At 34.1% G+C, this 14,426-nt stretch carries 16 protein-coding genes; 4 read left to right on the forward strand and 12 right to left on the reverse strand.

Features of this window, described 5'->3' with window-relative positions; translation table 11 throughout:
* Window positions 1–56: 56 nt before the first annotated feature.
* Window positions 57–407, reverse strand: a complete 351-nt coding sequence (locus J2Z23_RS17590) for a DUF4870 domain-containing protein (RefSeq protein WP_238456124.1) — start codon at window positions 405–407, stop codon at window positions 57–59.
* A 570-nt stretch (window positions 408–977) separates the two neighbouring features.
* Here J2Z23_RS17590 and J2Z23_RS17595 point away from each other — a divergent pair.
* Entirely contained in the window at window positions 978–1,541 is a 564-nt protein-coding gene (locus tag J2Z23_RS17595; protein ID WP_209974716.1) for a GNAT family N-acetyltransferase, read from the forward strand.
* 153 nt (window positions 1,542–1,694) lie between these two features.
* Window positions 1,695–3,068, forward strand: a complete 1,374-nt coding sequence (locus tag J2Z23_RS17600) for an MATE family efflux transporter (protein WP_057988138.1) — start codon at window positions 1,695–1,697, stop codon at window positions 3,066–3,068.
* A 271-nt stretch (window positions 3,069–3,339) separates the two neighbouring features.
* Here J2Z23_RS17600 and J2Z23_RS17605 read toward each other — a convergent pair whose 3' ends face one another.
* On the reverse strand, window positions 3,340–4,110 hold the full coding sequence (locus J2Z23_RS17605) for a CAP domain-containing protein (protein WP_238456125.1): 771 nt from the start codon (window positions 4,108–4,110) through the stop codon (window positions 3,340–3,342).
* A gap of 603 nt (window positions 4,111–4,713) precedes the next feature.
* On the opposite strand from J2Z23_RS17605, the gene J2Z23_RS17610 reads away from it, so the two are divergent.
* The gene (locus tag J2Z23_RS17610) at window positions 4,714–4,959 is read left to right on the forward strand and encodes a hypothetical protein (RefSeq protein ID WP_057988140.1); all 246 of its coding nucleotides are present in this window, start codon (window positions 4,714–4,716) and stop codon (window positions 4,957–4,959) included.
* Window positions 4,960–5,199: 240 nt separating this feature from the next.
* Here J2Z23_RS17610 and J2Z23_RS17615 read toward each other — a convergent pair whose 3' ends face one another.
* The 8 genes from J2Z23_RS17615 to J2Z23_RS17650 all read right to left on the reverse strand — a co-directional run bounded on the left by J2Z23_RS17615 (window position 5,200) and on the right by J2Z23_RS17650 (window position 11,785).
* Window positions 5,200–6,693 carry a lmo1851 family serine protease gene (locus tag J2Z23_RS17615; protein ID WP_057988142.1) on the reverse strand — a complete coding sequence of 498 codons (1,494 nt, stop codon included), beginning with the start codon at window positions 6,691–6,693 and terminating at the stop codon, window positions 5,200–5,202.
* Between the two features lie 518 nt (window positions 6,694–7,211).
* Window positions 7,212–7,913 carry a purine-nucleoside phosphorylase gene (gene deoD / locus J2Z23_RS17620; protein WP_057988143.1) on the reverse strand — a complete coding sequence of 234 codons (702 nt, stop codon included), beginning with the start codon at window positions 7,911–7,913 and terminating at the stop codon, window positions 7,212–7,214.
* A 99-nt stretch (window positions 7,914–8,012) separates the two neighbouring features.
* Window positions 8,013–8,186, reverse strand: a complete 174-nt coding sequence (locus J2Z23_RS17625) for a YozD family protein (protein ID WP_064505138.1) — start codon at window positions 8,184–8,186, stop codon at window positions 8,013–8,015.
* 46 nt (window positions 8,187–8,232) lie between these two features.
* Window positions 8,233–8,457 (reverse strand): YozE family protein, encoded by a 225-nt coding sequence (locus J2Z23_RS17630; protein WP_057988145.1) that lies wholly within the window; start codon window positions 8,455–8,457, stop codon window positions 8,233–8,235.
* 254 nt (window positions 8,458–8,711) lie between these two features.
* Entirely contained in the window at window positions 8,712–8,870 is a 159-nt protein-coding gene (locus J2Z23_RS17635) for a YjcZ family sporulation protein (protein WP_082881283.1), read from the reverse strand.
* 111 nt (window positions 8,871–8,981) lie between these two features.
* Entirely contained in the window at window positions 8,982–9,569 is a 588-nt protein-coding gene (locus J2Z23_RS17640; RefSeq protein WP_057988146.1) for a YpmS family protein, read from the reverse strand.
* A 20-nt stretch (window positions 9,570–9,589) separates the two neighbouring features.
* The gene (locus tag J2Z23_RS17645; RefSeq protein ID WP_209974718.1) at window positions 9,590–10,387 is read right to left on the reverse strand and encodes an SGNH/GDSL hydrolase family protein; all 798 of its coding nucleotides are present in this window, start codon (window positions 10,385–10,387) and stop codon (window positions 9,590–9,592) included.
* A gap of 549 nt (window positions 10,388–10,936) precedes the next feature.
* Window positions 10,937–11,785 carry a DegV family protein gene (locus tag J2Z23_RS17650; protein WP_057988150.1) on the reverse strand — a complete coding sequence of 283 codons (849 nt, stop codon included), beginning with the start codon at window positions 11,783–11,785 and terminating at the stop codon, window positions 10,937–10,939.
* Between the two features lie 115 nt (window positions 11,786–11,900).
* Here J2Z23_RS17650 and trhA point away from each other — a divergent pair, with 115 nt between their 5' ends.
* A complete protein-coding gene (gene trhA / locus J2Z23_RS17655; RefSeq protein ID WP_057988152.1) occupies window positions 11,901–12,575 on the forward strand; it encodes a PAQR family membrane homeostasis protein TrhA in 675 nt (224 codons plus the stop codon).
* A gap of 63 nt (window positions 12,576–12,638) precedes the next feature.
* On the opposite strand, the gene J2Z23_RS17660 is transcribed toward trhA, so the two are convergent.
* Both J2Z23_RS17660 and J2Z23_RS17665 read right to left on the reverse strand, forming a co-directional pair.
* Window positions 12,639–13,520 (reverse strand): carbohydrate ABC transporter permease, encoded by an 882-nt coding sequence (locus tag J2Z23_RS17660; RefSeq protein WP_057988154.1) that lies wholly within the window; start codon window positions 13,518–13,520, stop codon window positions 12,639–12,641.
* On the reverse strand, window positions 13,510–14,379 hold the full coding sequence (locus tag J2Z23_RS17665) for a carbohydrate ABC transporter permease (RefSeq protein WP_057988156.1): 870 nt from the start codon (window positions 14,377–14,379) through the stop codon (window positions 13,510–13,512). The genes J2Z23_RS17660 and J2Z23_RS17665 overlap by 11 nt, the downstream gene beginning before the upstream one ends.
* Window positions 14,380–14,426: the final 47 nt, after the last annotated feature.

Consider the following 14,426-nt stretch of genomic DNA (forward strand, 5'->3'; position numbering starts at 1 on the left):
TTACAAATAAAACAGTCCTTGATAATATTTATCAAGGACTGATCAAAATCTCCCTATTATTTAATAATACGGAAGATTAATGGCATACGATAAGCTTGACCATCGTAAGCTTTGACAGCAGCAATAATGGTGAAAACAGTTGCCGCAATTCCGACGATAGGTAAAAGGATAAATCCGATTAAAACAATCATTAAAATGGAAGCGACGATCGCATATACTGCATAAGAGATGAAAAAGTTCATATATTCTTTTCCGTGATAATCAATAAAAGATGATTCATCTTTCTTGATTAACCAAATAACTAAAGGACCGATAAATGCTGAAAAGAAACTAACGATGTAAATAACAGCGGCAAGTACTCTGTCATTATTATTGCTTTCCACTTTGTTTTCCATATTGGTTTCCATATAAATACCCTCCATTTCTTATTCCTTATCTAATCTACGTATTAACTATATTATAAGTTTCATATATTTTCACCCTTTCTATATAAAATATGACTTTTGTCATTTTTCTGTAATCGAATATGATGGAACTTGTCTAAATTTATATCCATATTTGTTCCTAGATTGTATAAGGAATTAGATCGCAAAATTTAATAAAATTATGAACTAAATGCGTATACTTGCTTATATTAATTTATAGAGAATAATAAGTAAAATGAATAATGAATAGGACAGGAATTTCTTAGCAGCTAAAAATTTTAGTCACCCATTAAATTTTATCCATTTTCTCCAAAATAATTACTTTTTTGTTGTTTTTACTACTATGCAAATTAGATTTTTTTTTGTATGATGTCATTAAAGATTTACTAATTTTATATCGCTCATAATTGAGGGAAGGCAAATGGTGCGCCACCAGTAATTGACTGGTTCTAGTGGGTTCGATTCCCACCCCGAAATTTTTTATGCAACTTTAAAAAATTTCGTGGGGCAGAATCGTATCCATAGGACTGCCCCAACTAGGAGGGGTTCATTATGCTCAAAAAACGTGAATTAAATGGGCATGAATGTCAGGTTCTTTATGAATTAATGATGCACCCGGATGTCTTCCCTTATGTGCGTCAAAAAGTATATTCCTTTGAAGAATTCTTATTTTCAACAAAACAAACAATTGAAGCTGAAGACCGCGGAGAACTATATTCTAGGACTATCTTAGATGAATGGGAAAATCCAATTGGTACAATTAATTTATTTGATGTTAGTGACGGAGCTGGTTTCCTAGGGACTTGGATTGGGAAACCCTATCATGGTAAAGGATATAATTCGTTAGTGAAAGAATTATTTTTACAGGAATTGTTTTTTGAGAAGGAAATTGAAACTGTCTATATGAGAATAAAAGTGGAAAATCATCGTTCAAGAAAAGCGGCAGAAAAATTATCTTATGTTTTAAAAGCAAATAAGACAAAACCATTGGTTTTCCAACAATTAAATCCAACCTGTCACATATATGATTTATATGAGATTCCTAGAGATTTATTCACAATGCACTACATGAGAGAAATGGAGACACAAACTTCCCTACAGCAACTAGAAGCATAATTTTCAATAAAATAATCGAAACATATTTTAATGCAATTGGAAATTCCAATTGCATTTTGTCTTTAATGTATACTAATACATTTGCATGCCTCCCCTTCCTTTATTTAGCTATGTTATAATGGTTGTCGGTATGATAATCGTAGAGGTGAAAGAATGGAACAAACTTTTACTCAGGTAGAAAAGATCAAACAATTATGGATTATTTTTACACCCATTTTAATAACACAGCTAGCGATGTTTTCGATGAGCTTTTTTGATATTATGATGACCGGAAAATATGCTGCTCATCACTTAGCCGGTGTAGCTGTTGGCTCTTCATTATGGGTGCCAATATCAACTGGAATAGGTGGCATTCTTTTATCGATTACTCCAATTGTATCCCATTTCATTGGAGCCAATCAAAAGAAGAATGTCTCTTTTTCTGTTCTACAGGGTGTCTATACCGCCATCGGCCTTGCGTTACTCATTATTTTAATCGGTGGATTTAGTATTAATCCGATCCTAAATGCTATGAATCTTGAATATGATGTCCGTTATGTTGCTAAGTCGTATCTCGTTTCGATCAGTATTGGGGTCATTCCATTATTTATATACAATACTTTGCGTTCTTTTATTGATGCTCTTGGAAAAACGAAAGTTTCCATGTTCATCACATTGATGACTTTGCCTATTAATTTAATTTTAAATTATTTATTAATCTTTGGTAAACTTGGTTTCCCGGAATTCGGTGGGATTGGGGCAGGGATCGCTTCAGCTATCACATATTGGATCGTTACTATTATAGCGATCGTATTCATCCACACACAAGAACCTTTTACAAAATTTAAAGTTTTTCACAACCTACCAAGAGTTTCTTTTAAAAAGTGGAAAGAAATTCTACAGTTGGGGATTCCTATTGGACTTTCCATTTTTATTGAAACGAGTATTTTTTCCGCCGTTACCCTTTTTATGAGTAAATACGGAACAATTGTAATTGCTTCACATCAAGCGGCGTTAAACTTCACCTCATTTCTTTATATGATCCCATTGAGCATTTCAATGGCTCTCACTATTTTAGTAAGTTATGAGACGGGAGCAAAAAGATTTAAAGATGCTCATAGTTATAGCTTTTTAGGAATTACAATCGGTGTTAGCATTTCTTTCATTACTGGTGTCTTACTAATTATTTTTAAGAACAAGATTGCCCTATTGTATAGTTCAGAACCAGAGGTTATTGCTCTTACATCCCGCTTTTTATTATTTGGTGCTTTTTTCCAACTTTCTGATGCCATCCAAGCACCTATTCAAGGTGCTCTGCGTGGCTATAAAGATGTTAGAGTCACTTTTATAATGGCGATTATTTCTTTTTGGATTATTGGCTTGCCATTAGGCTTCATCCTTGCAAATTTTACTATCTTAGAGCCTTTCGGTTATTGGGTTAGTCTAATCATTGGGCTAGCAATTGGCGCACTGACACTAACAGCTCGCCTCTTATATGTACAAAAGAAACAATTAATAGAACAAGGACAACACAATATTTCAGTATAATCGTTAAAAAATAAGGCTATCTGTCTTTAGATAGCTTTTTACCTTCGTCTCTCAAGGTAGAGTTATATACGTGTTTTAATCACTATTGAAAAATCGCCCTCTCTGTTAATGGTGGATGGTAACTACATTTTACTAGAGTGAGGCGATTTTTTATGTCTTTTTCAAATAAAATTAGGTATTCCCCATTGCTTTAAGGAGAACTTTATTAAAAAAAGAGCGTCCAAAAAAGTCAATTTCTTGACCTTTTTAGACAGCTCCATTTTTTAAAAGCTTACTTTCCAATAAATTCTTGAGTCCAATAGTTTCCATTAGAAATGTACCCAACACCAATATGAGTGTAATTTTCGTTCAAAATATTAGCACGGTGCCCTGGGCTATTCATCCAACCATTTACTACTTCTTGTGGTGAACGTTGACCCATAGCAATATTTTCCCCTGCTGAACGATAGCTAATACCATACTGCTTCATCATATCAAAAGGAGATCCGTAAGTTGGGCTATTATGATCAAAATAATTGTTTGCTGACATATCTCTTGATTTCTCTCTAGCCATTTTACTTAGAGTTGTGTCTACTTTTAATGCTGACAATCCATTTTTAGCTCTTTCTTGATTTGTTAACTCTACTACTTGTTGTTCAAATTCATTTAATGTATTTGTAGATTCAGTAGTTTGGTTATTATTTTGTGACTCAGAAGGTTTTTGTACTGGTTGTGCCGGTTGTTGCTGTTCAGGCTGCTCAACAGATGGTGTGTTTTGATTAGTATCTTGCTTCTCTTCATTTTTTTCCGGTTTTTGTTCACTTTGATTGTTTTGCTTATCTACATTTTGCTTGTTTTTTTGATTCCAATCAAATTTAAATACATGCTTGCACCAATCATCAAAATTGGCTACTTTCCCATTTAAATAGAATACCTTATACGAAGTATGTGCTGGACTTTGCTCCGTATTAGAAGCAGCATCTGCATTACCTGTAAAAGGCAGTGCCATTAAAGCTGTTGCCGCAACCGTGGATAAAATAACTTTCTTTATATCTTTTTTCATTTTTGTTTCTCCCCTTTGGTTCTTTTTTGCTTGCACGAATATAGTATCATACGTTTCTATGTAATATTTAAGGGAGAAAATCCCAATTAGTAGAATTTCAATCTGCCTTACGTCTTTTCAATCGGCTTTCTCTTAAAATAACAATAAAAATAACGACTTTTTAAACAAACCATTCTCTGGTAATCATTTCTATTTAAACCTACTTTTCGGGAAATCATCCAAAATCTGGTTTAAATTTAATCTTGACAACTTTTTAGACTAGCGAATATATGACATTTATTACAGAAAAATGTCTTCTTTAACTTTTTAACTACCTGTCGCTAATTCCTTGACTAGGAGCTAAATTGACCACTAAATCTATTATATTAATCTTTTCAGATTGCTATTTTTAATCAAAGTTTTCTGTGTGACAATCTTTATTTGTTCATAAGCCTTTCAGAGAATATACGATTACCTTTTCGTCATTCCAAGCAGAAATATATAATCATTCATATCGTTCCTTGATTTCTGATTATGTTATTAGTCCTTTAAATCTTTCTAAAACCTATATTATTTTGTAATTTCGGTTAACCTAATGATATTCACTATTAAAGGAGGTTTACAATGACTAGTCCTTATTGTTGTCCTAATTGCAAAACAAATCGTTCTCGATTTAATATTATTGATCAAGTTGTAAATGCTGTCCGCCTAGATCCCCAATCTGGAGAAGTCATTGAGGATTATAATGGGATAGATCCAGGACCTATACATGCAAAATATCAAGGTCCGGCAAAAAGAGTACAGTGTGGTTCTTGTGGGTTGATTGAGGATGAAAGAACTTTTATAAAATTTGGCGAAAACCACAAATAAAGCTGATTGTATTGGAAGCTGGTCTAAAAAACGAAGCGAGCATCTACGTTACTATGTAGATACTCGCTTTGTTTTTTATTATTTATCAGGGATTTATAAATCTTTACTTTGTCTAACAAGGAAGCTTTGTCTTTCCTTTACCTTAGACCAATAGGATATTAGTAAGAGCGGTGTGCCATTAACCGCTCATGGTTGGAACTTAAATTTGCGTTACCATACAGGCCCATTTACCTTTAATTTTTAAGATGCCTTTTTCTTTTTATCTTTTGTTAATACCTCAACAGCTTTCTTTACTTGTGGATCATCTTTAATTAGATGTTCACTTAATTTTGTCATTAACTTTACTGTTGTATCTCCAGAAAGAACACCTGTAACTTCTAGTTTTTCATCCTTTTGGAACTTTTCAATGGCTTTCTTCGTTTTTTCATCAAAAAACCCATCTACTTTTCCTGGATCGTAGTCTAATGTTTTAAGCATTTCTTCCGCTGCTTTAACTTCTTCTGCGGATGAAGAAACTTTCCATTCGTCATCAGGACTAATATAAGGCAAATTCGCATATTCTGGAAGCTTTACTTCATAGTCAGGCTTAATACCTTTTTCATGAATCCAGTTACCATCAGGTGTTAACCACTTTGCGATAGTATATTTTACATTCGATCCATCTGAAAACTTCTTCTGTGTTTGAACTGTTCCTTTCCCGAACGAGTTTACCCCAATTAAAGGTATATTAGCAGCTTCTCTTGCAGCAGCAGCCAATATCTCGGAGGCACTGGCGCTTCCCTCATCAATCAACATGACAGTTGGAACATCAATTTTTTCGTCTGTTCTAGAAATCGTCTCTTCAACCACACCATTTCGATCTTCTACTTGTACAATTTTTTGTCCTTTTGGTACAAAGAGCTCTGATAATGAGATTGCCTGGTCTAACAAACCACCAGGATTCCTTCTTAAGTCTATAATTAATGATGTCATGCCTTTATCTTTCATTTCAGTTAATGCTTCTTCTAATTCCTCATCTGTATGTTGCGAAAAACTCGTAACTTGAATCTTAGCCACTCCATCTTCTAACATTTCAGCATAAACTGTATTAATTGGAATTTCAGCTCTTGTTAGTGTAAGTTTAATTTCCTTATTCTTCTCTCCCCTTAAAATCGTGAGCTCTACTTTTGATCCTTTCTCTCCACGAATTAATAAGACTGCCTCATTCGAACTCATCCCCTGAATATTTTTTTCATCTACTTTGATGATTTTATCATTCGGTTGAATTCCGGCTTTTTCCGCTGGAGAATCTTTGATTGGAGAAACGACAACAATATTTCCATCTCGCTCCTGAATTTCTGCTCCAATCCCTTCAAAGGAGGAAGTTATACTTTCTTCAAATTTATCATTTTCTTCCTTTGTCATATAATCAGAGTACGGATCTCCTAGTGCATTCACCATACCATCAATTGCACCATTAATGAGTTCTTCTGAATTGACTTCCTCAAAATAGTTCTTATCTAATTCATCATAGGCTTGATATAGCTTACTGAATTCTCTTCTCTCTTGAATAATCACATTAGCAGGACTTTCTCCACCTAAGGATAATGCTAATAGCGTTACACCCGCTGTAGCAAAAATTAATATAAATATCAGCATGATAAATTTAAATTTTTTAATATGAATATAACTATTGGGTTCGGGAGAATTATCTTTTGTCTGATTTTCATCTTCCAATCTACTCACCACTTTCATGTCACAATTAAATTCGGATAGGTTCTTTATTTTTAATAATACAACCTCTTCATTCTAACAGTTTTTACTAAATTATGAAAGAAGCTACTCCCATTCTTGGGCATTAAATCATAGATTTTAAGAGGCATAAAGTCGATGTGACCGATTGATAATATGTGAAAAACTATAATTTCTTTTTATTACAGTTATAAATACTTGACAATAAAGAGACTATATAGTAGGAGGTGTGAAGCAATCTAAATGCGTACAGGAAAGGTAAATTCGACAAATTTAGGGTCAACACAAGGGTAACGTTTCTAAAAAAGGAAAAAGCGAGATTCCCATTATAAATGGAACCTCGCTTTTCACCAATTCGTCAAATTTATTTAAGAGATAAGCCTGTACTCTCGATCTTAGGGGTGCAATGTTCTGTTCAAACATCAGCATTTTGAGGGCCAAATAACTTGATTCTAAAAAAGGTAAAAACTCCTCTCTTTAAATCTAACCATTCGACTCTATCATTTTACCTAGTGTTCTTCCTAATTTGTAGCGGTTTTTAAAGCTACATGAATCATATCATTAAATGTAGTTTGTCTTTCCTCAGCTGTTGTAGCTTCTCCAGTTAAAATATGATCACTCACTGTTAATACTGATAAAGCCTTCCTATCATATTTTGCAGCGAGAGTGTAAAGTGCAGCTGTTTCCATTTCAAGTGCTAAAATTCCGTATTTAGCCCACTTTTCATGTTCTGCATTATCATTATAAAACAGATCGGCTGTAAAGACATTTCCTACCTTCACATTTAAACGTTCTTTAATAGATTGTTCATAGGCAGTTTGCAATAAAGCAAATGAAGCAGTAGGAGCATAACTTACTTCACCAAAGGTTAAACGGTTGATTTGAGAATCCGTTGAGGCGCTCATAGCCAAAATTACATCACGGACATTTACGTCCTTTTGGATAGCTCCACATGTTCCAACCCGAATAAGATTTTGGACATCATATTCTCGCATTAATTCCTCAATATAAATTGAAATAGATGGAATCCCCATCCCCGTTCCTTGAACAGATATCCTTCTTCCATTATATGTACCAGTGTAGCCAAACATATTTCTAACTTTATTATAGCATTTAACATCATCCAAAAAGGTTTCTGCAATATACTTTGCCCGTAAAGGGTCACCAGGTAATAGTACTGTATCGGCAATTTCGCCTTTATTTGCCCCAATATGAATACTCAATCACTTCGCCTCCTCTATTACCCCAATTTTAATTCTTTCTTACGAACCTTGCAACTAGCACCTAGACAAAACTTGGATAGAGGGCATACTAAATGCTGCTTAACCTTCCTCCCACTCTTCGTCAATAATACTTTTTGCTATTAAATAATCGAACATAATATCTGCTAATTCCAAAACTTCCTTATCACTAGGTGTAAACCCTCTTTTTATTAATTCATGATAGAAAAATTCAGCAATTTCTTCCGTATCTATAATAACCTCCATCTCTTCCATTCCTATTCTCTCCCTTCTGAATCTTCTATCCACTTAAATCTCATGATTATTTATTTTCGGACTCTACATATAAATCCCACACTTGATCAAAAAGAGAAACAGTTGGTAAATAATCCGTTTGTAACTCTAAGTAGTTGCTAAGTTCGTGGTAATCACTCGAGTATTTAGGAAAACTATGATCTTGATAAGCATTATTGGCAAATTGGGTGATATCATCCCCTGCAGAATGCTGCCGAAATTTCATTAAAAAATGATAGAAGGATTTTTCCATACTTGAGACCGCCTTTCTGATTGTCTGAATACTCCACTTACAGTTAATTAAAATTAAAAATATAAACTGAACGGAGTTTGTTTATTTAATCAGTATAGCGGATTGAATCGTTTACGCAAATAACCTTAGGACACAGAATATTAATATAATGTATGCACACAGTCACTAATCATGCATGGATGCTGAATCAGAAAAGATGAAAATCGTGGATAAAAATAAGCAACCTTACCACAATGTGATAAGGCTGCTATTCATTAATTTGGAAAGCACCAGCAAGCACCGATGATAATCAGCAAAATAAATAAGACAACGATCAGCGCAAAGCCGCCTCTTGCCGGATAGCCGCAACCTCCGCCATAGCTATATGCCGGATAGCAACTATCGTAACATCCATCATATCCGCCATAATACATAATAATCCACTCCTCGATTCTTTTGTCTTACGATTACAGCATATGTGCCGAGTGGGTGGGCGGTTTGTGTGTTTGCCTAGAAGTTTTAAAATTTAATACTTCTTCTTTTCACTATTCAACAGGTACTAACATTTTCATAACAATTTCATTTTCTTCAAGATTAAACTTTTCCGCACGAACTTGAATATCATTGTTTAATCGCATACTTTGTAAAGATACATAAATTTGCTTGTCGGCTGGCTGAATGATCACCCATTCGGGTAATTTATAGGCACTTCGTATAATTTTAAGCACTTCTGAAACCGGAAGTCGTATCCCACCCAGCGAAAGTGATTTTTGCTCGAGTAGTAAATCCCCATTTTCTAATGCATATGCTTCAAAGCTCATTTTTAATTGCAATGTACTTGTGAAAACATTTAGTTCCCCATTTAATTCAACTTCATCTGATAATACCACTGAATAATTAATTGGCCCATTTAAATTTTCTTTTTCAATATAATAGTTAATTAATTCATTAAGATCATTTTTATTTGTTTGAATCAAAAACTCTGACATTTTTTTCGAATCTTCGGCCGGTGATTCTGGAATAGCCTCCTCCTCTCCGGCAAGAAATAAGAACATACTTATAGCGAAAAAGAAAAGAATATTGATTGATAAAAGGGCAAAAAACAGGACTTTCCAAACATTCTTCTTTTTCATAAATTCTCTTCTCCTAACATTTAGCCATTTTGAAAGGCTTTTTCAACAATACCATGCTCATTAAAATAGGTATAAAAACGAGCAGCAATTAATTCATATCCCTTATTATTAGGATGAAAGTAATCTGTATATAATAAATCTTCTTCATAATTATTAAAAATATCGGCTACCGGCACAAAGTACGCCTGATCAAATTGATCTACCACATCTGAACTTGTGTCATTCCAAGTTGAAATAATTTGATCCATTTCTTTAATATCTGCAAACCATCTCATAAAAGGATTATAAATCCCCATTAAAATAATTTTCGCTTGTTTATTGTATGAAGAAACAAGTTCAATAATATTAGTCAATCTCTCTCGATAATATTTCTCTTCTTGAAGAAATGTTTCCAATTTTAGATGAGTAAGGTTTTGTTTAAAAACTTTCATAACGTCATTGCCACCAATTGTAATCATTACTATATCCGCGTTCTGAATAGCCGTTTGTACCTCAGGTTGGTCCAATCGCTTTAACAACTGATCAGATCGATTGCCTTTGATACCAAAATTTATGAAGTCTGCTGTTCTTATATCTTTTTGGCTTTCTAATTTTTCCTTTAAATAAGGAATATAACCACCTAATTCTTTTACATCGCCAACCCCTTGTGTTAATGAATCTCCGATCGAGACAACCCTGAGATCTTTCGGGATAAAATCATCTGGTGGTATTTGTTTATATCCATGTTCAGTAATTCGTGCCTTTTGCTCTTTATAGGGGGTTGAGCAACCAGAAAACACAAAAATACTGCAGAATAATAATATGATAAATTTTTTCATCGTTCTATGTCCCCCTAGATTAAATCGTTTTTCATTATAACATACGAACATATTTAGCAATCAACCATAATTTATAACGAGCGAAAAAATGGAGAGATACTGATTGAAGAACAGCTACACTTGTCTCATATCGTTTTCGCGCTTCTTTTTTCAAATAAACCAGTACTTAATATCTTCCCTTACAGTTTAAACTTACCATTTCGCTTTGATTTATTATTTTTCACTATAAGAAACAATCATGAGAGGAGGCTCACAATCATGCAAGGAAAGATTTGAAGCACTTTTCCTTGTACATAAGCCGGTGTAAGCGAAGGCATTTAGTTTCATGACTGTGGTCAATAATCTTTTATTTTTACTCAATATCTTGGAATAGAAACCCTCTAGCATAAGAAAAAGAGGCTCGGACGAAAGCAATCATCATCATAAAGTCCGAACTGAAGTGATAATTAGCTGTATAAACCGGTACAGGATATATACTTCGCTAAAACCACTTCATTGTTCGTCTTCAGAGTTGAATGCTTCATTATGTCCCAGCCTCGTTCCGATTCACTAAAATTCATCAAAATAATACATAAATCCTATAGCTCCAGGACCTGTGTGAGTACTAATAACCGGCGTTGTATAGTCGATTTCTACTTTGGAAAAACCCGTCATTTCTTCAATTTTTTCTTTCATTTTTACAGCAAGCTCTATGCCTTCCGCATGGCTAATGCCGATACTGTTAATCCTTTTCCCTTTAATATCTTTCATAAACTGTTTCATTAAGAAATTCAGTATTTGTGTTTTACTTCTTACTTTGGCAATGGGGGAATACTCACCATTATCTAGGTGAGCAATCGGTTTAATGTTTAATAGCGAACCGATCATCGCCTTCCCTTTTCCAATTCGCCCACCTTTTACTAGATTTTCTAAAGTATCCACTGCCACATACAATTTTGTGTTATCACGGATTTTTTTCAATTTTGCTAGAATCTCTTCCAGACTATGACCCAATTTAGAAAGCGTAGCAGCTTCCCTCACTTGAAAAGCCAAAGCTTTCGAAATGAATTTAGAATCTATTACTTTTACTTTAGAACTGGACATTTGTGCAGCACATGTAGCCGTTTCTACCGTTCCACTCATATTACCAGTCATGTGGATAGAAATAATCTCACTGCCATCTTTTCCGAGCTCATCATAAAGTTTAATAAATTCACCAATAGCTGGCTGCGAACTTTTAGGTAGATCTGGGGACATTTTCATTTTATTCATGAAAACTTCTGGAGTAATGTCTACTCCATCAGTATATGTCTCGCCATTAATTGAGATTGATAATGGAATAACATGTATATTTAAATATTCAATCTCTTCGGCCGTTAAATCCGATGTTGAATCTGTAACTATTTTTATTTTTTTCAATGTTTCACATCCTCATGATCGTTATCTTAATTATACAGGTTTAGCATCTGAAACGATAGAATAAAAAATATCTACTCGAATATAATAATTGCTATTCCCTATAGAAACCACTATGATGAAGAAGAATGGAGGAATTATATTGGAAACCTCATATTACACAGATGGTGAAACTTTTAATTGGAAAGAAGAACTTGCGAATGCTATTACCCATGGAATTGGTTTTCTCCTAAGTATACCAGCCCTTGTTGTTTTGATTGTTTCTGCTGTAAATAATGGAAATGCGATGCATGTGGTAAGTTTTACCATTTTCGGTGTTTCCATGATCCTACTTTATCTGTTTTCCACTATGCTCCACAGTGTTAAACCTTCTAAAATTAAAAATGTATTTGCCATTCTTGATCACTCGGCCATTTACATTTTAATAGCAGGAACCTACACACCACTTGCCCTTGTTAGTTTAAACGGAGCATTGGGTTGGACATTGTTTGGAATTGTTTGGGGTCTTGCCGTAGCTGGAATAACGTTTAAATGCTTTTTAGTAAATAAATTTAGAGTCTTATCAACGATTTTTTATTTACTGATGGGATGGCTCATCATTATTGCAATCCAACCTTTATATGCAAGTTTAAGCCCAGCTGGATTCTATTTGTTATTAACGGGCGGGATCTTTTATTCAGTTGGAGCGATCTTCTATATATGGCGTAATTTACCATACTCACATGCTATTTGGCATCTTTTTGTTATTGCGGGAAGTGCCTTTATGTACTTTTGTGTGTTGTTCTATGTTTAACTTTTACAATTAAGCTAAAAGTTAAAAAGTGAGCCCTTATGGACTCACTTTTTTTGATGTTAATTACCCCTTAATCCCTGTTAAAGCAACTCCTTCAATTATATGGCGTTGGGCAATGATATAGATAATTAAGACAGGAATGATTGAAATCGTGGAACCTGCCATCATTAGAGCCCAATCTGTTACATAATACCCCTTAAAATAGTCAAGCAAAAGTGGTACTGTAAAATATTCAGGTGTACTTAAATAGATTAAAGGTTCCAAAAAGTTATTCCATGACCCCATAAAAATAAATATTCCTACTGCCGCAAGTGCCGGTCGAATTAATGGGAGTATTACACTCCAATAGACCTTTGGGGGGTTCGCTCCATCCATAATCGCTGCTTCCTCAAGTTCCTTAGGGATTCCCATAATAAATTGTCTTAATAAAAAAACAGCGAATGCATTAAATAAGGCTCCGGGAACAATTAAAGATAAATGAGTATCCAACCAACCAATCTTTTCCATAATCATATAAGTTGGAATCATCGTAACTTGTTTAGGGATCATCATTGTAGCTAAAAAGAAGATAAACAAAAAATTAGATCCCTTAAATTTTATTTTCGCAAAAGCATAAGCAGCCATTGAGGCCGTAAATAATTGGATTGTCACAATTAAAACTGTAATGTAGAAACTATTCCAATATGCTTTGCCAAAAGGCATTGCTTGTAAAGAATCTGGATAATTGGACCATACAAATGGTTTTGGAATAAATTCAGGTGGTACGATAAAAATTTGGGATATATCTTTTAAAGAACTACTAATAGACCATAAAAATGGAAAAACCATAATCAAGGAACCTATTATAACTACCAAATGAAATAAGAGTGTCGTTATCTTTAACTGCTTTCGCTTCTTTATCTGCAATGTTTTTTTCGTATTCACTTCAATCGTATTAGCTTTCATAATGAACCCACCTATCGCTAAATTTAAACTGAATAAGTGTAAAGATCAAAATAATAACAAAAAGAATCATTGCAGCAGCAGAACTTTCTCCCATTCTAAAATTAACGAAAGCTGTTTCATAAATATGGTAAACAAGAGTATAACTTGCTTTAGCTGGACCCCCATTTGTCATAACAAACGCTTGGTCGAAAACTTGAAAAGAGCCAATAATTGCCATGATCGAGACAAAAAATGTTGTTGGTGATATAAGTGGTAATGTAATATGGCGGAATTGTTGAATTTTTGATGCCCCATCAATTTGTGCAGCTTCATAATAACTTTTTGATACCCCTTGAAGCCCGGCAAGGAAAATAACCATATTATAACCGACCTGCCACCAAATACTTAACATGGCAATAGAAATCATTACCCACCTTGTATCCGTTAACCACTGTGGTCCATCAATACCAAGCATGGCAAGAAATTGATTTAAAATACCAAAGTCACCATTCAAAATCCACATCCAGATAACTCCAACAGAAACGGAGCTAGTGACAACAGGCATAAAATAAAACACCCTATATATTTCTTTTCCTTTAATATTATTCAGCATGATCGCAAGTAATAAGGAGATGGCAATGCCCACTGGAACATAGAGAATTGTATATAAGGCAGTATTCCATAATGCCTTCCAAAAAACAGGATTTTGAAATTGACCGATGAAATTACTAAAGCCCGCAAAGGTTTTTGCTCCAAAACCATCCCAATTCATGAAACTTAAAACTAGTGCAAAACCAAGTGGAATAAGTGAAAAGGCCAATAAACCTAATAATTGTGGAGCTAGAAAGAAATAACCCCATAATGTATTATTTTTCCTCACTAGAACAACCCCTATTCATGAAATATAATAGAAAGGGAGAATACCTA

This window comes from Lederbergia galactosidilytica, assembly GCF_017873565.1.
GTDB lineage: Bacteria > Bacillota > Bacilli > Bacillales > Bacillaceae_C > Lederbergia > Lederbergia galactosidilytica.